The sequence below is a fragment of the Streptomyces sp. NBC_00557 genome (assembly GCF_036345995.1).
Lineage (GTDB): Bacteria > Actinomycetota > Actinomycetes > Streptomycetales > Streptomycetaceae > Streptomyces.
The window spans coordinates 5,846,809-5,870,070 of record NZ_CP107796.1; the positions used below are offsets into that span (position 1 = coordinate 5,846,809).

At 71.6% G+C, this 23,262-nt stretch carries 23 protein-coding genes; 6 read left to right on the plus strand and 17 right to left on the minus strand.

Annotated elements, in window-relative coordinates; genetic code table 11:
* Window positions 1–139: 139 nt before the first annotated feature.
* From mmsB to OG956_RS25550, 6 genes are all read right to left on the minus strand, one after another.
* Complete coding sequence (gene mmsB / locus OG956_RS25525) at window positions 140–1,384, minus strand: multiple monosaccharide ABC transporter permease (RefSeq protein WP_330340323.1); 1,245 nt, start codon at window positions 1,382–1,384, stop codon at window positions 140–142.
* Complete coding sequence (gene mmsA / locus OG956_RS25530) at window positions 1,381–2,931, minus strand: multiple monosaccharide ABC transporter ATP-binding protein (protein WP_330340324.1); 1,551 nt, start codon at window positions 2,929–2,931, stop codon at window positions 1,381–1,383. Before mmsA ends, mmsB begins: the two co-directional genes overlap by 4 nt.
* Before the next feature lie 39 nt (window positions 2,932–2,970).
* Entirely contained in the window at window positions 2,971–4,080 is a 1,110-nt protein-coding gene (gene chvE, locus OG956_RS25535) for a multiple monosaccharide ABC transporter substrate-binding protein (RefSeq protein ID WP_330342943.1), read from the minus strand.
* A 35-nt stretch (window positions 4,081–4,115) separates the two neighbouring features.
* Window positions 4,116–5,087 (minus strand): hypothetical protein, encoded by a 972-nt coding sequence (locus OG956_RS25540; RefSeq protein ID WP_330340325.1) that lies wholly within the window; start codon window positions 5,085–5,087, stop codon window positions 4,116–4,118.
* 126 nt (window positions 5,088–5,213) lie between these two features.
* On the minus strand, window positions 5,214–6,218 hold the full coding sequence (locus OG956_RS25545; protein ID WP_330340326.1) for a zinc-dependent alcohol dehydrogenase: 1,005 nt from the start codon (window positions 6,216–6,218) through the stop codon (window positions 5,214–5,216).
* The gene (locus OG956_RS25550) at window positions 6,215–7,378 is read right to left on the minus strand and encodes a mandelate racemase/muconate lactonizing enzyme family protein (protein WP_330340327.1); all 1,164 of its coding nucleotides are present in this window, start codon (window positions 7,376–7,378) and stop codon (window positions 6,215–6,217) included. The genes OG956_RS25545 and OG956_RS25550 overlap by 4 nt, the downstream gene beginning before the upstream one ends.
* 201 nt (window positions 7,379–7,579) lie before the next feature.
* On the opposite strand from OG956_RS25550, the gene OG956_RS25555 reads away from it, so the two are divergent.
* Window positions 7,580–8,692, plus strand: a complete 1,113-nt coding sequence (locus OG956_RS25555) for an SCO2400 family protein (RefSeq protein WP_443065606.1) — start codon at window positions 7,580–7,582, stop codon at window positions 8,690–8,692.
* A 215-nt stretch (window positions 8,693–8,907) separates the two neighbouring features.
* The gene (locus OG956_RS25560; protein ID WP_330340329.1) at window positions 8,908–10,059 is read left to right on the plus strand and encodes a serine hydrolase domain-containing protein; all 1,152 of its coding nucleotides are present in this window, start codon (window positions 8,908–8,910) and stop codon (window positions 10,057–10,059) included.
* Between the two features lie 73 nt (window positions 10,060–10,132).
* On the opposite strand, the gene OG956_RS25565 is transcribed toward OG956_RS25560, so the two are convergent.
* The gene (locus tag OG956_RS25565) at window positions 10,133–10,552 is read right to left on the minus strand and encodes an organic hydroperoxide resistance protein (protein ID WP_330340330.1); all 420 of its coding nucleotides are present in this window, start codon (window positions 10,550–10,552) and stop codon (window positions 10,133–10,135) included.
* Window positions 10,553–10,665: 113 nt separating this feature from the next.
* On the minus strand, window positions 10,666–11,664 hold the full coding sequence (locus OG956_RS25570; RefSeq protein WP_330340331.1) for an NADP-dependent oxidoreductase: 999 nt from the start codon (window positions 11,662–11,664) through the stop codon (window positions 10,666–10,668).
* 97 nt (window positions 11,665–11,761) lie between these two features.
* Between OG956_RS25570 and OG956_RS25575 the strand changes: the two genes are divergently transcribed.
* The gene (locus tag OG956_RS25575) at window positions 11,762–12,199 is read left to right on the plus strand and encodes a MarR family winged helix-turn-helix transcriptional regulator (RefSeq protein ID WP_330340332.1); all 438 of its coding nucleotides are present in this window, start codon (window positions 11,762–11,764) and stop codon (window positions 12,197–12,199) included.
* Between the two features lie 43 nt (window positions 12,200–12,242).
* The gene (locus tag OG956_RS25580) at window positions 12,243–13,046 is read left to right on the plus strand and encodes an EI24 domain-containing protein (RefSeq protein ID WP_330340333.1); all 804 of its coding nucleotides are present in this window, start codon (window positions 12,243–12,245) and stop codon (window positions 13,044–13,046) included.
* A 308-nt stretch (window positions 13,047–13,354) separates the two neighbouring features.
* Here OG956_RS25580 and OG956_RS25585 read toward each other — a convergent pair whose 3' ends face one another.
* Together OG956_RS25585 and OG956_RS25590 are read right to left on the minus strand one after the other, a co-directional pair.
* Complete coding sequence (locus tag OG956_RS25585) at window positions 13,355–14,326, minus strand: aldose epimerase family protein (RefSeq protein ID WP_330340334.1); 972 nt, start codon at window positions 14,324–14,326, stop codon at window positions 13,355–13,357.
* A gap of 26 nt (window positions 14,327–14,352) precedes the next feature.
* Window positions 14,353–15,240 (minus strand): SGNH/GDSL hydrolase family protein, encoded by an 888-nt coding sequence (locus tag OG956_RS25590; RefSeq protein ID WP_330340335.1) that lies wholly within the window; start codon window positions 15,238–15,240, stop codon window positions 14,353–14,355.
* Window positions 15,241–15,514: 274 nt separating this feature from the next.
* On the opposite strand from OG956_RS25590, the gene OG956_RS25595 reads away from it, so the two are divergent.
* Window positions 15,515–16,009: a DUF3145 domain-containing protein gene (locus OG956_RS25595; protein ID WP_330340336.1), complete on the plus strand. Its 495-nt coding sequence runs from the start codon at window positions 15,515–15,517 to the stop codon at window positions 16,007–16,009.
* Between the two features lie 57 nt (window positions 16,010–16,066).
* On the opposite strand, the gene fabF is transcribed toward OG956_RS25595, so the two are convergent.
* The 5 genes from fabF to fasR all read right to left on the minus strand — a co-directional run bounded on the left by fabF (window position 16,067) and on the right by fasR (window position 21,021).
* Entirely contained in the window at window positions 16,067–17,329 is a 1,263-nt protein-coding gene (gene fabF / locus OG956_RS25600; RefSeq protein ID WP_330340337.1) for a beta-ketoacyl-ACP synthase II, read from the minus strand.
* Window positions 17,330–17,415: 86 nt separating this feature from the next.
* On the minus strand, window positions 17,416–17,664 hold the full coding sequence (locus tag OG956_RS25605; protein ID WP_030341284.1) for an acyl carrier protein: 249 nt from the start codon (window positions 17,662–17,664) through the stop codon (window positions 17,416–17,418).
* An 81-nt stretch (window positions 17,665–17,745) separates the two neighbouring features.
* Entirely contained in the window at window positions 17,746–18,777 is a 1,032-nt protein-coding gene (locus tag OG956_RS25610; protein ID WP_330340338.1) for a ketoacyl-ACP synthase III, read from the minus strand.
* 10 nt (window positions 18,778–18,787) lie between these two features.
* Window positions 18,788–19,714, minus strand: coding sequence for an ACP S-malonyltransferase (locus tag OG956_RS25615; protein WP_330340339.1), 927 nt, complete (start codon window positions 19,712–19,714; stop codon window positions 18,788–18,790).
* A gap of 89 nt (window positions 19,715–19,803) precedes the next feature.
* Window positions 19,804–21,021: a fatty acid biosynthesis transcriptional regulator FasR gene (gene fasR, locus OG956_RS25620; RefSeq protein ID WP_443065607.1), complete on the minus strand. Its 1,218-nt coding sequence runs from the start codon at window positions 21,019–21,021 to the stop codon at window positions 19,804–19,806.
* Window positions 21,022–21,195: 174 nt separating this feature from the next.
* Here fasR and OG956_RS25625 point away from each other — a divergent pair, with 174 nt between their 5' ends.
* On the plus strand, window positions 21,196–21,846 hold the full coding sequence (locus OG956_RS25625; protein WP_330342945.1) for a pirin family protein: 651 nt from the start codon (window positions 21,196–21,198) through the stop codon (window positions 21,844–21,846).
* 15 nt (window positions 21,847–21,861) lie between these two features.
* Here the strand turns inward: OG956_RS25625 and OG956_RS25630 are convergent, their stop codons facing one another.
* Both OG956_RS25630 and OG956_RS25635 read right to left on the minus strand, forming a co-directional pair.
* The gene (locus OG956_RS25630; RefSeq protein WP_330340340.1) at window positions 21,862–22,683 is read right to left on the minus strand and encodes a serine hydrolase domain-containing protein; all 822 of its coding nucleotides are present in this window, start codon (window positions 22,681–22,683) and stop codon (window positions 21,862–21,864) included.
* A 19-nt stretch (window positions 22,684–22,702) separates the two neighbouring features.
* The gene (locus tag OG956_RS25635) at window positions 22,703–23,176 is read right to left on the minus strand and encodes an N-acetyltransferase (RefSeq protein ID WP_330340341.1); all 474 of its coding nucleotides are present in this window, start codon (window positions 23,174–23,176) and stop codon (window positions 22,703–22,705) included.
* Window positions 23,177–23,262: the final 86 nt, after the last annotated feature.

A 23,262-nucleotide genomic window follows, 5' to 3' on the forward strand; every position in this document is an offset into this window, starting at 1 on the left:
CGGCTCCCCTTTTTTTGGGCGCTCGCTCGCCTCCGGGGCGCTGGATGCCGGTGTCGAGAGCCCGATCGTGCTCAGCGCTTCGCGCCTCCGCGCGTACGGTCTCTCGACACCGGCGCGCCCCTTCGGCTCACTCGCTTGCTTACGAACCGGACTTGCGCTTGTTCCACACGTCGAACCCGACCGCCGCCAGCAGGGCCAGGCCCTTGATGACCTGCTGCCAGTCGGTGCCGACGCTGAGGAGGTTCATGCCGTTGTTCAGCACGCCGAGGACGAGACCGCCGATGATGGCGCCGAGGACGGTGCCGACACCGCCGCTCATGGAGGCGCCGCCGATGAACGAGGAGGCGATCGCCTCCAGTTCGAAGCCGTCGCCCGCCTTCGGCGAGGCCGCGTTCAGGCGGGCGGCGACCACCAGACCCGCCAGGGCCGCGAGCACGCCCATGTTCAGGAACACCTGGAAGGTGATGCGCTTGTCCTTGACGCCGGACAGCTTGGCCGCCGGCAGGTTGCCGCCGATGGCGTAGATGTGCCGGCCGAAGACCGAGTTGCGCATCACGTAGCCGTAGCCGCCCACCAGCACGCCGAGGATGATCAGCACGATCGGCGCGCCGTCGTAGCTGGCCAGCAGCAGGGTCAGGACGAGGATCGCGGCGACCAGCGCGACCAGCTTGAGCAGGAAGAGGTTCCTCGGCACCACGTCGAGGGAGAACTCCTGCTGGCGGCGCCGGTCGCGCACCTCCTGCCACACCACGGCGGCGATCAGGACGATGCCGAGGAGCAGGGTGAGGTTGTGGTAGTTGGTGTTCGGGCCGATCTCCGGCAGGAAGCCGTTGCCGAGCTTCTGCAGGCCGTTCGGGAACGGGCCGAGGGTCTGGCCCTTGAGGAAGATCTCGGTCAGGCCGCGGAAGAGCAGCATCCCGGCGAGGGTGACGATGAACGACGGTATGCCGAAGTAGGCGATCAGGAAGCCCTGTACGGCCCCCGCCGCCGCGCCCACCAGCAGGCACAGCACCAGGGCGACGGGCCAGGCCACATGGTGCTGCACCGTCAGCACGGCCGCGAACGCGCCCACGAACGCCGTGATCGAGCCGACCGACAGGTCGATGTGCCCGGCGATGATCACCAGCATCATGCCGATCGCGAGGATCAGGATGTAGCTGTTCTGCAGCACCAGGTTGGAGACGTTGCGCGGCAGCAGCAGGTCGCCGCCGGTCCAGACCTGGAAGAGGACGACGATCAGGCCGAGCGCGATCAGCATGCCGTACTGGCGCATGTTGCGGCGCAGGCCGCCGAGTATCAGCTGCAGCAGCCCCTCGCCGGCGCCCGGGCCGGACCTGCCCGGCGGCGCGGCGGCCGGGCTCTTGTCGGTGACGTCCGTGCTCATCGCGTTACCTCTTTGTCCTTCGTCATCTGGCGCATCAGCACTTCCTGCGTGGCCTCGGCCCGCGGCACCTCACCGGTCAGCCGCCCGGCGGCCATCGTGTAGATGCGGTCGCACATGCCGAGCAGTTCGGGCAGTTCGGAGGAGATGAAGACGACCGCCTTGCCCTGGGCGGCGAGCTGGTCGATGACCGTGTAGATCTCGTACTTGGCGCCCACGTCGATGCCGCGGGTCGGCTCGTCCAGGATCAGCACGTCGGGACCGGCGAAGATCCACTTGCTGAGGACGACCTTCTGCTGGTTGCCGCCGGACAGCTTGCCCACCGGCTCGAACACCGTCGGCGCCTTGATGTTCATCGACTTCCGGAAGCTTTCGGAGACCTGCCGCTCCGCCTGCTCGTCCACCACACCCCGCCGGGCCACCTTCTTCAGGGCGGTCAGCGAGATGTTCCGGTTGATGGTGTCGATCAGGTTCAGGCCGTAGTGCTTGCGGTCCTCGGTGACGTACGCGATGCCGTGCTCCACCGCCTCCGCGACGGTCTTCGTACGGATCTCCCGGCCGTCCTTGAGGACCGTGCCGCCCGCGTAGCGGCCGTAGGTGCGGCCGAAGACGCTCATCGCGAGTTCGGTGCGGCCGGCGCCCATCAGCCCCGCGATGCCGACGATCTCGCCGCGCCGGACGTGGAGGGAGACGTCGTCCACGACCCTGCGCTGCTGGTCGATCGGGTGCAGCACGGTCCAGTTGCGGATCTCCAGCGCGGGCGCCGCGCCCTCCTCCGTCCGGTGCGGGGTGCGCTCGGGGAAGCGGTGGTCCAGGTCGCGGCCCACCATGCCGCTGATGATCCGGTCCTCGGTGGTCTCCGGCGCCTTCACGTCGAGCGTCTCGATGGACCGCCCGTCGCGGATGATCGTCACCGAGTCGGCGACCCTGCGGATCTCGTTCAGCTTGTGGGAGATGATGATCGAGGTGATGCCCTGGTTCTTCAGCTCCAGGATCAGGTCGAGGAGTTTGCCGCTGTCCTCGTCGTTCAGGGCCGCCGTCGGCTCGTCGAGGATGAGCAGCCTCACCTCCTTCGACAGCGCCTTGGCGATCTCCACGAGCTGCTGCTTGCCCACGCCGATGTCGGCGACGCGGGTCTCCGGGTGCTCGTCGAGACCGACCCGGCGCAGCAGTTCGGTGGCGTGGCGCAGGGTCTCGCGCCAGTTGATGAGCCCGCGCGTGGCGTGCTCGTTGCCGAGGAAGATGTTCTCCGCGATGGAGAGGTACGGCACCAGCGCCAGCTCCTGGTGGATGATGACGATGCCGCGCTGCTCGCTCGCCCGGATGTCCTTGAAGCGGCAGACCTCTCCCTCGAAGAGGATCTCGCCCTCGTAGGTGCCGTGCGGATGGACGCCGGAGAGCACCTTCATCAGGGTCGACTTGCCGGCGCCGTTCTCCCCGCAGATGGCGTGGACCTCGCCCTGCCGGACGGTCAGGGTGACGTCCGACAGCGCCTTGACACCGGGAAAGGTCTTGACGATCGAGCGCATTTCCAGGACGGGTCCCGCCATGGTCGTGCCTTCCAGTCAGTGGGAATCAGGGGGCGGGGCTTACTTGAGCTCGGACGCGGTGTAGTAGCCGCCGTCGACCAGCACCTGCTGGTAGTTGGACTTGTCGACGCTGACCGGCTGCAGCAGGTAGGCGGGCACGACCTTGCTGCCGTTGTCGTACGTCTTGGTGTCGTTGACCTGCGGCTTCTTGCCCTTCAGGGCGTCGTCGACCATGGTCGAGGCGACCTTGGCGAGCTGCCGGGTGTCCTTGTAGACGGTCTGCGTCTGCTGCCCGGCGATGATCGACTTCACCGAGGCCAGTTCGGCGTCCTGGCCGGTGATGACCGGCAGCGGCTTGCTGCCCGAGCCGTAGCCGTCGGACTTCAGCGCGGACAGGATGCCGATGGAGATGCCGTCGTACGGCGAGAGCACCGCGTCGACCCGGCCGCTCTTGTAGGAGGAGGTGAGCAGGTCCTCCATGCGCTTCTGCGCGGTGGTGCCGTCCCAGCGCAGGGTGGTGACCTGGTTGAGCCTGGTCTGCCCGGACTTGACCACCAGCTGCTTCTTGTCGATGTACGGCTGGAGCACGCTCATCGCGCCGTTGAAGAAGTACTTGGTGTTGTTGTCGTCGTTGGATCCCGCGAACAGCTCGATGTTGAACGGGCCCTTCTTGCCGGCGTCCAGGCCGAGCTTGTGGACGATGTAGGTGCCCTGCAGGACGCCGACCTTCTCGTTGTCGAAGGAGGCGTAGTAGTCGACGTTCGGGGTGCCGAGGATCAGCCGGTCGTAGGCGATCACGGGGATGTGCGCCTGGTGCGCCTCCTGGAGCACGTTGTTCAGCGACTTGTTGTCGATCGCCGCGACGATCAGGCCCTTCACGCCCTGCGTGATGAGGTTCTCGATCTGCGAGACCTGGGTGCTCGGGTCGTCCTCGCCGTAGACCAGCTTGGTCTTGTAGCCCTTGGCCTTGAGGTTCTTGACGACGTTGTTGCCGTCGGCGATCCAGCGCTCGGAGGACTTGGTCGGCATCGCGATGCCGATGGTGGCCCCCTTGACGTCACCCGTCTTCTCCTTGCTGCCGCCCGAGCCGCTCTGCCCGCAGGCGGTCAGGGTCAGGGCGAGCGAGGCGGCTCCGGCGATGGCGGTGAGTGCGGCTCTGCGGTTGCGCATGGTGTGTCCGTCCTTGGTCGTCTCGTCGTTGAGGGTCACGCGTTGCTGGGGAAGCGGTTGAGCGGGCCGGGGAGGCGGGAGCCGAGCGGTGCCATGTCGCCGTCCGCGCCGTGCCGGGCGAGCAGGTCCAGGGCGAGCCGGCCGCGCCGCACCCGCTCCCGGGCGGTGTCCAGGGTCACGTCGCGCAGGTGGGTGCCCCACGGGTAGATCCCGGGCGCCTTGGACAGGCCGAACTTCAGGTAGAGCGGTGCGCCGCGCCGGATCAGCTCGGCGACCTCGTACATCCGCACATAGCCGCCGAGGTCGTCGGGCGCCTCGATGTACATGTCCATCGGGGCGCGCGACACCCGCCGGATCTCGGTGAGGTGGTCCAGCGTCAGATCGCTGGGCACGTTGACGGAGTCGGCGCCGAGCCGCTCGAAGACGGCGTACGAGGCCGGGTTGACGGGGCCGATGAGCGCCGAGACCTTCAGCGTGGTGTCGGCCGGGATGATGCCGTTCTCGCGCGCCCGGTGCAGCGTCCACAGCACGCCCTCGTCGGCCACCAGCAGGCACTTGACGCCCAGTTCGGTGGCCCGCACGGCGTCCTCGACGCAGCCGGCGACGGCGTCGTGGCCCCGTGCGCGCAGTCCGGCCCCCCGCGAGTCGGAGCGCACCGAGCCGCCGATGTCCCAGGTGCCGCGCGGGCCGGTGAACAGGCACAGTTCGATGTCGCGTGCGGCGGTGGCCTCGACCATCTCGGTGATCTCGGCGTCGGTGAGCATCCACACGCCGCTGCCCTGGCTGATCCGGTGGATCGGCACGTCGAGGCGCGAGGACTCCTTCAGGACGACCGCCAGCGCCTCGGGACCCTCGCACGAGGGGATCTCGGTGCGCCAGCGGCCGCCGCCGGGAAAGCTGTGCGCGGAGGCGTCGGCGGGGTCGAGGGCGGGCGCGCCCAGGCCGAGAGAGGCGAGCACCTGCTCACCGGGTCGGCGGGCCGCCGGGGCGGAAGCGTCGGTCGTCACAAGCTGTCCTTCGGGTGTTCGGTATTTCGGACGAGGTTCGCGGCTCTGGGTGTGAAAAAGGCGCTGCCGCCTTGGTGGTACGCCGGTCAGGGCGCCGTCAGGTCACGCCCTGGCCGGCGTACGCCTTCAGGGGCGGAGCAGCACCTTGCCCACCTTCGGATCGCCGGCCCCGGCCAACTCGATGGCCTGCGGGAACTCGGTCAGCGGCAGCTCGTGCGTGACCAGCGGCAGCGGGTCGAGCAGCCCGGCGCCGAAGACCCGCACGGTGTGCGCCCAGGCGCCCGGCGGCGCCCCGAAGACGGTGTGCACCTCCAGCTGCCGTACGACGAGGTCCGTCGGGTCGAGCCCGTCCGCGCCCGGCGCCGGGATCCCGGTCAGGACCAGGCGCCCGCCGCGCCGCAGCAGCGAGGCGGCGGTGCGCGCGGCCGACGCGGACCCGGCGGTCTCGATCACGACGTCGAAGTCGTCGGGGAGTTCGTCGTCCTTGAGCCGGAAGCCGCTCGCCCCGAACCGCCGGGACAGCGCCTCCCGGGCGTCTCCGGTGCCCACCACCAGCAGCTCCGCCGGCGAGACCGCCCGCAGGAACTGCACGGCGAGCATCCCGAGCGTCCCGGTGCCGACCACCGCGACCCGTTCGCCCGGCAGGGCGTTCGCCTTCAGGGCCGCCGCGGCGACGCAGGCGGCCGGCTCCAGCAGGGCGGCGGCGGTGAGGTCGGCGTCGTCCGGCAGGACGTGCAGCAGCCGGGCCGGCAGGGTGAGCGTGGCGGCCATGGCGCCGGGCTGGGTGAACCCGGTCTCCTCGTACCCGGCCGTGCACAGCGTGGTCTCGCCCGCGTGGCAGCGGTCGCACACCTGGCAGTTGCGGAAGCCCTCGCCGACCACCTTGCGGCCGACGAGTCCCTCCGGCACCCCGGCGCCCACCCGCGACACCGTCCCCGACCACTCGTGACCGGGCGTCAGCGGGTAACGGACGTACCCCTCGGGCCGGTTGCCCTGGTACACCTCGCGGTCGCTGCCGCAGATGCCGACGGCGTGCACGGCCACCAGGGCCTCGCCCGGCCCGGGCTCGCGGGGCGTGTGCGGCTCGACCCGGTGCTCGCCGGGCGCCCGGACGACGACCTGGGAACTCATCGGCCGTCCTTCGGACTGCGCTTCTCCCAGCCCTCGGCCCACAGGTCGAAGTGGGCCCGCTGCTGCGGGAACTCGGCCGCCGCGTCGACGTCCAGCTCGACCCCGAGGCCGGGCGCGTCGGACAGGTGGAAGCAGCCGTCCTCCGGGTTCACCTGGGGCGCGCCCCTGACCACCTTCTTGATCTCCGCGTCCGCGAAGTCGTTGAAGTGCTCCAGGATCTTGAAGTTCGGCGTGGTGAAGCCGACCTGGAGGGATGCGGCGGTGAGCACCGAACCGCCCACGTTGTGCGGCGCGACGAGCATGTAGTGGGTCTCGGCGGTGGCGGCGAGCTTGCGGGTCTCCCAGATGCCGCCGAGGTGGCCGACGTCCGGCTGGATGATGTCCGCCGCCTGGCTGTCGAACAGCTCGCGGAACTCGATCCGGTCGTGGATCCGCTCACCGGTGGCGACCGGGATGTCCACCTTGTCGGCCACCTTCTGCAGCGCCTTGAGGTTCTCCGGCGGCACCGGCTCCTCGAGCCAGGCCGGCTTGAAGGGGGCCATCTCCCTGGCCAGCCGGACGGCCGTGGCGGGGGAGAAGCGGCCGTGCATCTCCAGCATCAGCTCGGCGTCCGGGCCGATCGCGTCCCGCACGGCCTCGATGAGCGAGACGGCGTACAGGGTCTCCTGGTGGTCCAGCTCGAAGTGCCCGGTGCCGAACGGGTCGATCTTCAGCGCCCGGTACCCGCGCTCCATCACCCCCTGGGCGGCCTTGTGGTACGCCTCCGGCGTTCGCTCGGTCGTGTACCACCCGTTGGCGTACGCCTTGACCTTGTCGGTCACCTTGCCGCCGAGCAGCTGCCACACCGGCACGCCCAGCGCCTTGCCCTTGATGTCCCAGCAGGCCATCTCGACGACGGCGATGCCGGACATCACGATCTCGCCCGCGCGGCCGTAGTCGCCGTACTTCATCCGGCGGACCAGGTCCTCGACCGCGAACGGATCGGAACCGAGAATGTGATTGGCCTCGGCCTCGCGCAGATAGCCGATCAGCGCGTCGGTGTGACCGAGCATCCGGGTCTCGCCGACTCCCGTGATCCCCTCGTCGGTGTGCACCTGGACGTAGGTCAGGTTGCGCCATGGCGTGCCGACCACGTGCGTGCTGATTCCGGTGATGCGCACGGCAGTTGCCCCTCGGTCGTTCGAGATTTCGTCACACGTTCGAAATGCTGGCGTGACAGTAAGGACGGTGCGGTAGGGGTGTCAATGGGTCGAACAGGTAACGGTTTCGGCAAGCCTTTCGAGAATTGTTTCGCTACTCCACCAAACCTTCACAATGGCGCCTAGGAACCGGACCGATCGGGAATCTAGTCTTCCGGCGTCATGGACTACTGCCACCCGTGCCAACGGCACCTGAACGGCGCCCTGGCCTGCCCCGGGTGCGGAACTCCCGTGCGCGCCGCCGCGGAAGCGGCGGCCGCGCACGCGCGCGCGGGCACGGGTGGCACACCGGGCTACGACGGCCGTCCGCCCGAGGCCGCGCACGGCGCCCCTCCGCAGGGGTACGGCCCGTACGACGCGCACGTCCCGGCGCAGCGCCAGGGCTCGCCTCAGGAGTGGTACGCCGCCCCCGCCCCTGCCGCGCCCTCCGCCCCTTCCGGGGCCCATGCCTCCGCCGGCGGGCACGTCTCAGCCGGGGCTTACGCCGGCCCCGAGGGCCACGCCGGCCCCGGGCCCGCGAGCGGCTCCGGACCCGCGAGCCGCCTCGGACACGCTGCCGAACCCGGCCCGGACGCCTATGCCGAGCCGAACCCCGAGTCCGGCCCCGGCCCGTATGCCGAGCGGGAACCGGAGCCGGACAGCGACCCGGAACCGGAGTCCGATCCCGCCGCCGGCCCGGACTCCGAGCCCGGTGGCCGGGCCGCCCGGCGCCGGGCGCGCGGCGCCGCCACGGTGAGCCCGGCCGACGCCGACTCCAGCCGCCGCGACCGCAAGGCCGCCGCACACCGGCGCCGGCGCCGCCGTGCCGTGCTGATCACCGCGGGGTTCGTGCTGGCCGCGGGCAGCCTCGGCCTCGCCGAACTCGGCACGGACGCGCCCTTCTCGCCCTTCTCCAGCGGGCAGTCCGACGGCGCCGAGGGCGCCGCAGCCGACGGCGGCACGTCCTCCGCGTCCCCCGGCGCCACGGCCGGCCCGGCCGCGGATGCCTCCGGCACCACCCCGGGCGCGGCCGGCTCCGCCTCCCCGAGCGCCTCCGCCTCCGCGTCCGCCTCCAAGTCCCCCAAGGACAAGGCCTCCAAGACGCCCGGCGCCAAGGACACCGGCTCGCCGCGGCAGACCGCCGGGACGGGCTCCGGCGCCACGTCCGCGGCCCCGGCGCCCCCCGCGACGTCCGCTCCGGCCGCCACCCCGTCCAGCGCCCCCACGGCGTCCCGCCCGGCCCCGACGCCCGCGCCGAGCAAGACCTGCACCCGTTTCCTGTGGTGGTGCACCTGAGCCGCACCCGGTTCGGCGGAGGGGGCCCGGTCCCGCCGCGCGCCGGTGCGCCCCCCCTCGCCATCCGCCATCCGGGGCAGTGATGACACCCCCCGGAGCTCCGGGCGGTTGAGTCGAACGGGCACATCGCGCCGTACCGGTCTCGGGAACGTCCGCAGCGGGAACGGGCGTTATGCGGGGGGAGCAGCGAGCAGCGGCTCAGTTGAGGAGAGCGGATGACGCAGCAGATCACCGTCCACGGCACGGTCGCCGAGGGCTTCGAGGCGGTGCGCGAGGAGTTCGCCGCCTTCGTCGCCGCCGAACGCGACGACTACGAGGGCCAGTTGTGCGCGTATGTGCACGGTCGGCGGGTCGTCGACCTGTGGGCGGGCGGCGAGGCGGACTCGCTGTACGGCGTGTTCTCGTCCACGAAGGGCGCCGCGCATCTGGTGGTGGCCCTCCTGGTGCAGGACGGCACGCTGGAGCTGGACCGCAAAGTGACCTACTACTGGCCCGAGTTCGGCGCCGAGGGCAAGGGCGCGGTGACCCTGCGGGAGCTGGTGACGCACCGGGCGGGCCTGGTCGGGATCGACGCCGGGTTCTCCGCCGAGGAACTGGCCGACGACCGGGCGATGGCCGAACGGCTCGCCGACCAGAAGCCGTTCTGGCGCCCGGGGACGGCCTTCGGCTACCACGCGCTCGTGATCGGCGCCCTCACCGGAGAGGTGGTCCGCCGGGCCACGGGGCACACGCTGCAGGAGGTGTACGAGGAGCGGGTGCGCGCGCCGTACGGCATGGACTTCTTCCTGGGGCTGCCCGAGTCCCAGGAGCGCCGCTTCCGCCCGGTCCGGCCGATGGCCCCCACCCCCGAGCAGCAGGCCCTGCTGGACGCCGAGCCGGCCGGCCCGCACACGCTGGCCTCGATCGCCTTCAACGCGCACGCGCCGCAGCCGCTCACGCTGGAGGAGTACGCCAACTCCCGTCTCGTACGCGCCAAGGGGCCGGCGTCGGCGGGCGGCGTCGCCTCCGCGCGGGGGCTCGCGACGATGTACGCGGCGGCGATCAGCGAACTGGACGACCGCCCGCCGCTGCTCAAGCCCGACACCGTCGCCGAGGTGGGCCAGATCCACTCCACCGGCTACGACCTGGTGGCCCGCGCCCACAAGTCGTACGGCCTCGGCTTCCAGGCCACCGCCGACGTGTGGCACCCGGTCCTGGGCGCCGGCGCCTTCGGCCACAGCGGCGCGGGCGGCTCCCAGGCCTTCGCGGACCCCCGCAGCGGCCTCGCCTACGGCTACACGCGCAGGCGGATGGCGTTTCCGGGGGGCGCGGCCCCGGAGAACGAACGCTTCGTGCGGGCGGTGCACCAGGCGGCACTGGCCGGCTGAGGAGCGCCCCGCCGGAAAGAAGACCGCACCCCACGTCCAAGGGTGCGGTCTCCGCAGTGCGCAACGACGGCCGTCAGACCAGCGTCACGCTGATGTTCCCGCGTGTCGCCTTCGAGTAGGGGCACACCTGGTGTGCCTTCTGGACCAGTTCCCGGGCCTTGGCCGCGTCGACGTCCGGAATGCTCGCCGAGATCTCCACGATGATCCCGAACCCGTCGCCGTTCTTGCCGATCCCGACCTTCGCGGTGACGGTCGCCCCGGAGACGTCGGCCCCCTCCTGCCGGGCGACGACGCCCAGCGCGCCCTGGAAGCAGGCGGAGTATCCCGCGGCGAACAGCTGCTCCGGGTTGGTCCCGGCGCCGCTGCCGCCCATCTCCTTCGGCGGGTTGACGACGACGTCGAGCCGGCCGTCGTCCGTGGCGACCCGGCCGTCCCGGCCGTTCTCGGCGGTGGCGACGGCGGTGTACAGGACGTCGGACTGCGTGAGGGGCATGCGGTTGTCTTCTCTCCTCGGTCCGCCGCGACTCGCGCCCACGATCGACGACGGATTTCGGAAAGAAGTCACCGCAGGCCGGAAAGGTCGGCCAAGCCCGGCCCGGCCCGCCCTCAGAGCTTGACGATCATCTTCCCGGTGTTGTCGCCGCGCAGGACGCCGAGGAACGCCTCCAGGTTGTTCTCGATGCCCTCGACGACCGTCTCCCGGTACTTCAGCCGCCCCGAGGCGACCCACGGCCCGACCTCCCGCACGAACTGCGGCTGCAGGTCGTAGTGGTCGCCGACCAGGAAGCCCTCGATGCGGCCCCGGGTCTGGATGAGGCGGGCGAGGTTCCTCGGGCCCGGCGCGGGCTCGGTGTCGTTGTAGACCGAGATCATGCCGCAGACCGCGATCCGGCCGCGCTCGCGCAGGGAGCCGACGGCCGCCTCCAGGTGGTCCCCGCCGACGTTGTCGAAGTACACGTCGATGCCGTCCGGCGCGGCCTGCCGCAGCTGCTCGCTCACCGGCCCGTTCTTGTAGTTGAACGCGGCGTCGAAGCCGTACTCGTCCAGCAGCAGCTTCACCTTCTCGTCGGACCCGGCCGAGCCGATGACCCGCGAGGCTCCCTTGAGCTTGGCGATCTGTCCGACCTGGCTGCCCACGGCGCCCGCGGCGCCGGACACGAAGACGATGTCCCCCTCCGTGAAGGAGGCGGTGCGCAGCAGGCCGGCATAGGCCGTCAGGCCCGTCATGCCGAGGACGCCGAGGTACGTCGACAGGGGAGCGGCCTCCGGGTCGACCTTGACGGCGTGCTTGCCGTCCATGACCGCGTACTCCCGCCAGCCGAAGAAGTGCAGGACGTGGTCGCCGGGCGCGATGTCCTCGGCGTTGGACTCGAGCACCTCGCCGACCGCGCCGCCCTGCATGACCTTGCCCAGCTCGTACGGCGCGGCGTACGACTTCGCGGCACTCATTCGGCCCCGCATGTACGGGTCTACCGAGAGGTACTTGTTCCGCACCAGCACCTGGCCCTCGCCCGGGGCCGGCACCGGGGTCTCGACGAGCGCGAAGTCCTCGGGCTTCGGCCAGCCCACGGGACGGCTGAGCAGATGCCACTCGCGGTTGATCATGACGGGGCCTTTCTCGATGGTGCAAATACTTCAGAACCTGAAACAACCATGCTCTTGAATATTTCAGGATGTCAAGTAACCGGGTATCCTGGAGACCATGTCCACCCCATCGAAGACCCGCCGCCCCGACGCCCTCACCATGGAGGTCGTCGAACTGATCGGTGACGTCGTCGCCCGTTTCTACGCGGACTACGAGAAGGCGGCGGGCGAGCACGCGCTGACCGGACCCCAGGCCCGGCTGCTCAGCCTGCTCTCGCTGGAGCCGCTGCCCATGCGGAAGCTGGCGCAGAAGCTCAAGTGCGAGCCGTCCAACGTCACCGGGATCGTGGACCGGCTGGAGTCCCGGGGCCTGGTCGAGCGGCGCCCGGACCCCGCCGACCGCCGGGTGAAGCTGGCCGCAGCCACCGACGAGGGCGTCCGCCTCGCCACCGGCCTGCGCGAGGGCCTGCGCTTCGCCCGCGAGCCCCTCGCCGGCCTGTCGGAGGAGGAGCGCCGCTCCCTGCGCGACCTGCTCCGCCGGATGCTGGACGCCTGAACCCCTCGGACGAAGCCTGAACCCCGCCGGTAGAGTCTGCGCCATGCGTGATCTCGGGGCGGGATTCGGTCATCTGCTGAAGGGCCAGCGCTGGATGGCCCGGCACGGCCGCTCCTACGGCTTCGGGCTGCTGCCCGGCCTGATCACGCTCGTCCTGTACGCGGCGGCGCTGGTCGCGCTCGCCGTGTGGGGTGAGGACGCGGTCGCCTGGGCGACGCCGTTCGCGGACGACTGGTCCAGCCCGTGGCAGGGCCTGTTCCGCGGCTTTCTGACGGCCGTGCTCTTCGCCCTCGGCCTGCTGCTCGCCGTGCTGACCTTCACCGCCGTCACCCTCCTGGTCGGCCAGCCCTTCTACGAGAACCTGTCGGAGCAGGTCGACGCCGACGTCTCGCCCGACGGCACCGCCCCGCGCTCGGAACTGCCGCTGTGGCGCGAGCTGTGGACATCCGCCCGGGACAGCCTCCGCGTCCTGGTGCGGGCGGCCGTGTGGGGCGTGCTGCTGTTCGCGCTCGGCTTCCTTCCCGTGGTCGGCCAGACGGTCGTCCCCGTGATCGGCTTCTTCGTCACCGGGTTCTTCCTCACCGAGGAGCTCACCTCCGTCGCCCTCCAGCGCCGGGGCGTCGAACTGCGCGCCCGCCTCGCCCTGCTCCGTTCCCGCAAGACCCTGGTCTGGGGCTTCGGCACCCCCCTCGGCCTGGCCTTCCTGGTCCCGTTCGTCGCGGTGTTCCTGATGCCGGGCGCGGTCGCGGGCGCGACCCTGCTCGCCCGTGAACTGCTCGGCGAGGACGACGAGGAGGACGCCGCCACCGACGCCGGCCCGGCCGCGCCCACCCACCGGGCCGACTGAGAGCCGGTGGCCGCCGTACCGCCCGACGGTGACACTTCCGGGCCCGGGAGCGGGCCGGCCGCGCCGCGTCTTCGAGACCAGGGACGAGGCGGGTGAACGCGTGGTCGTTTGTGAAGGGTTCGTACGAGATCGCCGCCGGACGCTCGATCGCGGACCGCGGGCTCACCGCGCCGATTAACGTCTGATCCGGGACAAGTCCCCCACGAGCAGCCCCGGTCCGGGACCTGACCCCTGGACCGGGGCTCGTGCCGGGGACGTACGGCGGCCCGCCGCACAGCCCCGTACCCCTTTCGGGCCGCGGGCGGACGTCAGCGGACCCCGAAGCCGTACACCGTCTCCGACCGGAACACCTCGCCCGGCCTGAGCACCGTGCTCGGGAAGCGGGGCTGGTTCGGGGAGTCCGGGAAGTGCTGGGTCTCCAGCGCGATGCCGTCGCCCGGGGCGAACGGCTCGCCCAGGTGGTCGGCGGTGTAGAGCTGGAGGCCCGGTTCGGTCGTCGACACGGTCAGGGTGCGGCCGGAGGCCGGGTCGTGCAGCTCGGCGACCTGCTCCGGCGCGGCCGTCACGCCCTTGTCCAGCACGAAGTTGTGGTCGTAGCCGGAGCCGACCTTGCGGGCCGTGCGGAAGTCGAACCGGGAGCCGGTCACGTCCTGGAGGGCGCCCGTCGGGATCAGGTCCGCGCCGGCCGGGGTGATGCGGGACGCGGCGAGCCGCAGTTCGTGCCCGCCCGCGTGGCCCGCGCCGGCCAGGTTGAAGTAGCTGTGGTTGGTCAGGTTGACCACGGTCGGCGCGTCCGTGACCGCCTCGTACGCGATGTGCAGCGCGCCCGACCCGTCCAGGGTGTACGTCGCCGACACCTCGAGCCGGCCCGGGAAGCCCTGCTCGCCGTGCGGACTCACCCGGGACAGCCGCACCCCGTGCTCGACGGGCTCCGCGTCCCACACCCGCTTGTCGAAGCCCTGCGCGCCACCGTGCAGACAGTTCGCGCCCTCGTTCGGCTCCAGGGCGTAGACCGCGCCGTCCAGAGGGAAGCGGGCGTGCCCGATCCGGTTGGCGTACCGGCCGATCAGGGCGCCGAGGAACGGCTCCGGATGGGCGAGATAGCCGTCCAGGCCGGGGAAGCCCAGCACCACGTCCGCCGTCCGGCCCTCCCGGTCCGGCACCTCGACCGACCGCACGATCCCGCCGTACGTCAGGACCTCCACCCGGGTCCCGGCGCGCTCCAGGGTCCAGCGGTGGACCGGGGTGCCGTCGGAAACCGTGCCGAAAAGTTCGCTCATGTGGGAAACAGTAGGCGATGCGTGGCCTAGCCAACCGGATCCGCGGCGGTGACCGTCCGGTACGCGATCGCCGCGAGCCGCGCCTGGCCGTCCTTGCTGGGGTGGAACCAGTCCCAGCGGCTGAGCTGGCCGGTGCCGAACCGGTAGTCGTAGACCGCGTTGTTGTCGAAGCGGCAGCGGCGGTCCCGGGCGCAGACCTCCTTCAGCACCTCGTTGTACTCCACCACCCGCTGCTGCACCCGGTCCCGGCGCAGCATGGCCGCGCTGGTCAGGTCGTCCGCGTCCGACAGCATCGACGGGCAGATGCCGAGCTTCCACACCTCCTTGCCCAGCGGACTGGTCCGGCCCTCGGACCACAGCCGCTTCAGGTTCGGCACGCTCGCCACGTACACCTGCGTCTTCGGCGACGCGGCGCGCAGGGTGTGCAGGGCCTCCTCGAAGTCGGCGCGGAAGTCGGCCACCGGGGTCATGGCCCGCGCCGAGGACCGGCAGGCGTCGTTGGCGCCCACCATCACCGTCACCAGTCCGGGGCCGTGCTCCGCCGCCTGGGACATCTGCTCGGGCAGGTCCGCCATCCGGGCGCCGGTCACCGCGTAGTTCCAGCTGCGCCGCGCCGCGCCCGCGGGGCCGAGCAGCCGCACCGCCAGGCTGTCCACCTCGGTGTCGCTGCCCGTCGCCCAGGACACCTCGGGGCAGTCCGACAGCACCGTGCACGCGTCGAAGCCGCGGGTGATGGAGTCGCCGACCGCGGCGACCGAGTCCGGGCTGCGGTTCCACACCGGCTCGGCCGCGCGCGCCCGGGTGCCCTGCGGCGCGGGCGAACTCCCGCCCGCGGTGTCGCATCCGGCGAGGCCCAGCACCGCGGCCGCCACGACGGCGAGAGCGGCTCGCGTACGGCTGCTCGGCTTGCGCATCCTGCTGGTCCCCTCGTCGCCGGACCCGGTGTCTCCGGGTGAACGTGTGTACTTCCCCCCATGACAACGTGCGAGGGTTCCCGAACGGGCGCCCGGGAACGGAGCAACCCCGTACAAGCGTCCCCCTGGGTGAATGGCGGAGGTTTCCTGGCACCGGGACCGACGGTACGTCACACTCCTTGCACCGCCGCAGGGTAGCCTCGCCATCAACGCGGCCGTCGCGCCACTGCCGCCAGCCAGTCCGCAAGATGTCCCGCTCTGCCCGGAGGTTCCGGTGACGACACGTGGAGTTCTGTACGTGCACTCCGCGCCGCGCGCGCTGTGCCCGCACGTCGAGTGGGCCGTCGCCGGGGTGCTCGGCACACGCGTCAGCCTCGACTGGATCCGGCAGCCCGCCGCCCCCGGGACCTGGCGCTCGGAGTTCTCCTGGCAGGGCGAGGCCGGTACGGCCTCCAAGCTGGCCTCCGCGCTGCGCGGCTGGCACCTGCTGCGCTTCGAGGTCACCGCCGAGCCCTGCCCGACGGCCGAGGGCGAGCGCTACAGCTGCACCCCCGACCTCGGCATCTTCCACGCCGTCACCGGCATCCACGGCGACATCCTCATCCCCGAGGACCGCCTCCGCGCGGCCCTGACCCGCTCCCAGCGCGGCGAGACCGACCTCGAGGCCGAGATCGCCAAGCTGCTGGGCAAGCCGTGGGACGACGAACTGGAGCCGTTCCGGTACGCCGGGGAGGGCGCGCCGGTGCGCTGGCTGCACCAGGTGGTCTGAGCGCCCCGGACATGACGGAGGGCCCCTGCCGAGCGGCAGGGGCCCTCACGCGCGTTCTCAGATCGTCCGGAACGCCAGCACCACGTTGTGCCCGCCGAAGCCGAACGAGTCGTTCAGCGCGGCGATGCGGCCCTCGGGCAGCTGACGGGCCTCGCCGCGGACCACGTCCGCGTTGACGTCGGGGTCGAGGTCGTCGATGTTGATCGTCGGCGGAGCCGTGCGGTTGACCAGCGCCAGGATCGACGCGACGGTCTCGATGCCGCCGGCGCCGCCCAGCAGGTGACCGGTCATCGACTTCGTCGCGGAGATCGCCATGTGGTCGACGTCGTCGCCGAACACCTTGCGCAGCGCCTTGATCTCGGCGACGTCGCCCTGCGGCGTCGACGTGGCGTGGGCGTTCACGTGCACGACCTCGGCCGGCTTCAGGTCCGTGCTGTCCAGCAGGTTCTGCAGCGCGTGCGCGATGCCGTTGCCGGACGGCTCCGGCTGCGTGATGTGGTGGGCGTCGGCGGAGATGCCCTGGCCGACCGCCTCGGCGTAGATCCGGGCGCCGCGGGCCTTGGCGTGCTCCTCGGACTCCAGGACGATCACGCCGGCGCCCTCGCCGAGCACGAAGCCGTCACGGCCGGCGTCGAAGGGACGGGAGGCGCCCTGCGGGTCGTCGTTGTTCTTGGACATCGCCATCATGTTGCCGAACGCGGCGATCGGCAGCGGGTGGATGGCGGCCTCGGTGCCACCGGCCACGACCACGTCCGCACGCCCGGTGCGGATCATCTCGATCGCGTACCCGATGGCCTCCGCGCCCGAGGCGCAGGCCGAGACGGGGGTGTGCACACCGGCGCGGGCGCCCAGCTCGATGCCGACGTTGGCCGCCGGGGAGTTGGGCATCAGCATCGGCACGGTGTGCGGGGAGACGCGGCGGACGCCCCGCTCCTTGAGGATGTCGTACTGGTCCAGGAGCGTCGTCACGCCGCCGATGCCGGAGGCGATGACCGCGCCGAGGCGGTCGGGGTTCACGGACGCGTCCTCGCCGGCCCTGGCGGCGAACCCGGCGTCCTTCCAGGCCTCCTGAGCGGCGATCAGCGCGAACTGCGCCGAGCGGTCCAGCTTCCGGGCCTGCGGCCGGGGGATGATCTCGCCGGGATCCACGGCGATCTGCGCGGCGATACGGACCGGCAGGTCGGCCGCCCACTCCTGCTCCAGGAGGCTGACGCCGGACTTGCCGGCGACCAGGGCCTCCCAGAACGAAGCTGCGTCGCCACCCAGCGGTGTGGTTGCGCCGATACCGGTGACGACCACGGTGCGATTGGTCGGGCTCACGGGAATTCTTTCTCCAACGGATGCGGGAATCAACGGCGCCACCGCCGGGTGGCGGGGCCTTGGGCCCTGGGCCTAAGAGGTTGTGCTTAGGCCTGGTGCTTGAGGATGTAGTCGGTCGCGTCGCCGACGGTCTTGAGGTTCTTGACGTCCTCGTCCGGGATCTTCACGTCGAAGCGCTCCTCGGCGGCGACGACGACCTCGACCATGGACAGCGAGTCGACGTCCAGGTCGTCGGTGAAGGACTTGTCCAGCTGGACGTCCTCAACGGGGATCCCGGCGATCTCGTTCACGATCTCGGCGAGACCGGCGACGATCTCTTCCTGAGTGGCGGCCATGTCAGGCGCTCCTTCTTCGATGTTCCAGACGGTTTGTGGCGAATTCTGCCGTGCCCGATCACATGATCGGGCACGCAGTGCCTAGGGGAGGGTAACGACCGTGGCGGCGTAGACGAGACCCGCCCCGAATCCGATGACGAGCGCGGTGTCGCCGCTCTTCGCCTCCCCGGTCGCCAGGAGCCGCTCCATCGCGAGCGGAATCGAGGCGGCCGAGGTGTTGCCGGTGGTGCGGATGTCACGGGCGACCGTGACGTGCTCCGGCAGTTTGAGGGTCTTCACCATCGAGTCGATGATCCGCACGTTGGCCTGGTGCGGGATGAAGACGTCCAGCTCTTCCGAGCTGATACCGGCCGCGTCCAGCGCCTGCTGGGCGACCTTCGCCATCTCGAACACGGCCCAGCGGAACACCGCCTGGCCCTCCTGCGTGATGGCGGGGAACTTGATGTTGCCCTCGCTGTCCAGGGGCAGCTGGGAGACGTCGCCGATCCTGAAGCGGTCCCAGGGGACGGTCTGCTTGATCGTCTCGGCCTTGTCGCCCTCGGAGCCCCACACGGTCGGGCCGATGGCCGGCTCCTGGGAGGGGCCGACGACGACCGCGCCGGCGCCGTCGCCGAACAGGAAGGCGGTGGCCCGGTCCTCCAGGTCGGTCAGGTCGCTGAGCCGCTCCACGCCGATGACGAGCACGTACTCGGCGGAACCTTCCACCACCATGCCCTTGGCGAGGGTCAGGCCGTAGCCGAAGCCCGCGCAGCCCGCCGAGATGTCGAAGGCGGCGGCCTTGTCCGTGCCCAGCTTGTCGGCGATCTCGGTGGCGACGGCCGGGGTCTGGTTGAAGTGCGAGACCGTCGAGACGACCACGGCGCCGATCTGCTCGGCGGCGATGCCGGCGTCGGCGATCGCCTTGCCGCCGGCCTCGATCGACATCGCGGCCACGGTCTCCTCGGGACCGGCCCAGTGCCGGGTCTCGATGCCGGAGCGGGAGCGGATCCACTCGTCGGAGGAGTCGATCCGCTCCAGGATCACCTCGTTGGGCACGACCCGGGTCGGCCGGTAGCCGCCGACACCGAGGATGCGCGCATACGGGGCACCCTTGCTGGGCTTGATCTTCGCCATGTACGGCTCCTTAGGCGCCGGCGTGCTCGGAGAGGAGCGCGCGGGCCGCGTCGAGGTCGTCGGGGGTCTTCAGGGCCAGCGTCTTCACGCCGGGCAGCGCGCGCTTGGCCAGTCCGGTCAGCGTGCCGCCCGGGCACACCTCGATGAGCGCGGTGACGCCCAGCTCCTTGAAGGTCTCCATGCACAGGTCCCAGCGCACGGGGCTGGCGACCTGGCCGACCAGCCGCTCGAGCACCTCGGCGCCGCTCGCGACCGCCTTGCCGTCCTTGTTGGAGACGTAGGTCACCTCGGGGTCGGCCGGAGTCAGCTCGGCGGCGGCCTTGGCCAGCGTCTCGACGGCGGGCGCCATGTGGTGCGTGTGGAAGGCGCCGGCGACCTTGAGCGGGACGACCTTGCGGACGCCCTCGGGCTTGTCCTCGTTCAGCGCGGCCAGCTGCTCCAGCGTGCCCGCGGCGACGATCTGGCCCGCCCCGTTGATGTTCGCCGGGGTCAGGCCCAGCTTCTCCAGGTGCGCCACGGAGGTCTCGGGGTCGCCGCCGAGCAGCGCCGACATGCCCGTCTCGGTGACCGCGGCCGCGTCGGCCATCGCCAGGCCCCGCTTGCGGACCAGGCCCAGCGCGGCGGTGTCGTCCAGCACGCCCGCGAAGGCGGCCGCGGTGATCTCACCGACGCTGTGCCCGGCGACCGCGCCAGGGGCGATCTCGGACATGGCACCGAGTGCCGCGGCGGACAGGATCCCGGCGGCGACCAGCAGCGGCTGGGCCACCGCGGTGTCGCGGATGGCATCGGCGTCGGCCTGGGTGCCGTAGTGCACCAGGTCCAGGCCGAGGGCGTCCGACCAGGCGGCGACGCGGTCGGCGGCACCGGGCAGTTCGAGCCAGGGAGTCAGGAAGCCGGGCGTCTGGGCGCCCTGGCCGGGAGCGACGAGTACGAGCACTCTCACACTCTCTCTTGGGGACGGCCGGGGCCGCCCGTGAGGACAAGGACGAAGAACACGAAGGCCTTTTGTGGACCTCCCACAAAACCTTATGCCGGGGGTTCGCCGTCGGCCAGACGCCCCAGGATGAGTGCAATCCGCAGTGTGAACGCGGATCGTACATCCGATGGCGACCAACCGGTGACGTCTGTCACACGTCTGAGCCGGTAGCGGACGGTGTTCGGGTGAACGAAGAGCATCCGGGCCGCGCCTTCCAGGCTGCTCGCCTGCTCCAGATAGACACTCAAGGTTTCCAGCAGCGCCGAACCGGCCTCTTCCAGAGGTCTGTAGATCTCCTCCACCAACTGCTCGCGGGCGCTCGGATCACCCGCGATCGCGCGCTCCGGGAGGAGGTCGTCCGCCAGCACCGGCCGCGGGGCGTCCTGCCAGGCCGAACACGCCTTCAGTCCCGCGGCGGCGGCCTGCGCGGACCGCGTCGCGGCCAGCAGATCGGGCACCACGGGCCCCGCGACGACCGGGCCCGCGGCGAAGGGCCCGATCAGCGACTTGGCGACGGCGAGCGGGTTGTTGCTGCCGCCGGCGATGACGACGAGCCGGTCGCCCAGCACCCCGGTGAGCACCTGCAGCTTGGCGTGCCGGGCGGCCCGCCGGATGGCCTCGACGGTCAGCTCGCTGTCCCCGTCCGGTGCCGTGCCCAGCACCACGCACACGTGCTCCGGCGAGTTCCACCCGAGCGCGGCGGCCCGGCTGACGGCCCCTTCGTCGGCCTCCCCGCTCAGCACGGCGTTGACCACGAGCGACTCCAGCCGCGCGTCCCAGGCACCGCGTGCCTCGGCGGCCTGGGCGTACACCTGCGCGGTGGCGAAGGCGATCTCGCGGGCGTACACGAGCAGCGCCTCGCGCAGCACGCTCTCGTCCCCGGGCGCCGCGACCTCGTCGATCGCGCTCTCCATGACCTCGATGGTGGTGCGCACCATCTCCACGGTCTGCCGCAGCGTGATGGCCCGGGTCAGCTCGCGCGGCGCGGTGCCGAACACGTCCGTGGAGATCGCCTGGGGTGCGTCCGGGTGCCGGAACCACTCGGTGAAGGCCGCGATGCCCGCCTGGGCGACCAGCCCGATCCACGAGCGGTTCTCCGGGGGCATGGCCCGATACCACGGCAGGGTCTCGTCCATGCGCGCGATGGCCTGAGCGGCGAGCGACCCTGAGGACTTCTCCAGCCGCTTGAGGGTCGCGGCGTGCGGGTGGACGTCGTGCATGTGGGGATCGGCGTGCGGATCGCTGCTGCGGGATTCGGGTTCGGGCACGGGACAAGACTGCCTTATCGGGCCGGGACGGTGTGCCGCCGGGGTTGGGCTGGACCGCTCGCGCCTGATGGCTCGGTCGCCTGCGGGGGCGTCTCCCTCGCGCCGGTGGCCCGGGGGCAGTGGGCGTCGGTGGGCCTGTGCCCTGTGTTTCGTGGGGCTACCGTGGTGCGCGTGATGGACGTACGGCGCGCCGGTGAGCGCTACCCCGGGGGCGATCCCGAGGCCGGGATCGAGTCGTGGCACGCCTTCTCCTTCGGCCCGCACTACGACCCCGGCAACCTCCGCTTCGGCGCGCTCATCGCCTGCAACGAGGAACGGCTCGCGCCCGGCGCCGGGTTCGGCGAACACCCGCACAGCCACACCGAGATCGTCACCTGGGTCGCCGAGGGCGAGCTGACCCACCGCGACTCCACCGGCCACGAGACGAAGGTCCGCCCCGGCGACGTCCAGCGGCTCAGCGCGGCGGCGGGCGTCCGGCACGTCGAGCGCAACGACGGCCCGGCGCCGCTCACCTTCGTCCAGATGTGGCTGGCCCCCCTGGAGCCGGGCGGCGAGCCGGCGTACGAGATCGTGCCCGGCATCGCCGACGCCACCCCGTACGCCGTCCCCGAGGCCGGCGCGATGCTCCACGTACGCCGCCTGGCGCCGGCCGAGCGCACGGCCGTCCCCGACGCGGCGCACGTCTACGTCCATGTGGTCCGCGGCGCCGTCCGGCTGGGGGAGGAGCGCCTGGACGCGGGCGACTCGGCGCGGATGACGGGGGCGGCCGGTGTGGAGGCCGTGGCCGTCACGCCGGCCGAGGTGCTGATGTGGGAGATGTCATAGCGGCGGAGGTCGGGCTCAGCCCCGCAGCTCCGCCAGCACCGCGTCCGTGAACGCCGGCCACGCCTCGATCGCCCAGGGCCCGAACGCCCGGTCCGTCAGCGCGACGCCGGCGACCCCCGCGTCCGGGTCGATCCACAGGAACGTACCGGACTGCCCGAAATGCCCGAAAGTGCGTGGTGACGAGGAACTCCCCGTCCAGTGCGGGGACTTGGAGTCGCGGATCTCGAAGCCCAGCCCCCAGTCGTTGGGGTTCTGGTGCCCGTATCCCGGCAGCACCCCCTTCGTCCCCGGGTACTGCACGCTCATCGCCTCCGCGACCGTCCGCGGGTCCAGCAGCCGCGGTGCCTGCACCTCCGCCGCGAACCGCAGCAGGTCCGCGACCGTGGACACGCCGTCCTTCGCCGGGGAACCCGCCAGCGACGTCGACGTCATGCCCAGCGGCTCCAGCACCGCCTGCCGCAGATAGTCGGCGAACGGGATCTCCGTCGCCTTGGCGATGTGGTCGCCGAGCTGCTCGAACCCGGCGTTGGAGTACAGCCGCCGCTCACCGGGCGGCGCCGTCACCCGGTGCTCGTCGAAGGCCAGCCCGGAGGTGTGGGCGAGAAGGTGGCGGACGGTCGCCCCGGGCGGCCCGGCCGGCTCGTCCAGCTCGATCGCGCCCTCCTCGTACGCGACCAGCGCGGCGTACGCGGTCAGCGGCTTGGTGACCGAGGCCAGCGGGAACCGGTGTCCGGCGGGACCGTGCGTCCCGAGGACGGTCCCGTCGGCTCGTACGACGCCCGCCGCGGCGGTGGGGACGGGCCAGTTCTCGATCAGCGCCAGGCTCTGCAACGACATGCCGGCGAGCCTATGCGGCTCACAGGGCCAGCCGCATCGAGGGGTCCGGCTTGCGCACGAAACCGAGGGACGCGTACAGCGGCTCGGCCTGCGCCGACGCGTTCAGGTCGACCTGCCCGGCGCCCCGCTCCCGGAACCACTGCAGCAGCTCCTCCATGCACGCCCGCGCGTACCCGCGCCGCCGGGCGTCCGGGTCGGTGGCGACGCTGAAGACGTGCCCGACCCGCCCGTGCGGGTTCCCCGCGCGGCCGATGCGGTACTCCAGCGCCCCGCACACCAGCGCGGCCAGCGCCCCCGGCCGGTCCGGGTGATCGACGACGAACGCCACGAAGTCCCCGTCCGCGTCGGCCAGCTTCTCCCGCAGCACCGGCAGGGACTCGGTGTGCCAGTCGGTCGGCCCGCCCCCGGACTCGAACATGGAATCGATCATGACCTGGCGCAGCCGCAGCACTTCCGCGGCGTCCTCGGGCACGGCCCGGCGTACAAGACTCATGGGCCGCACGCTAGCGACGCGTCCCGGACCGCGTCCTGGGGATTTCTTACCGGATCCGCTTGCTTGGAGTGCACTCCAACCCCATA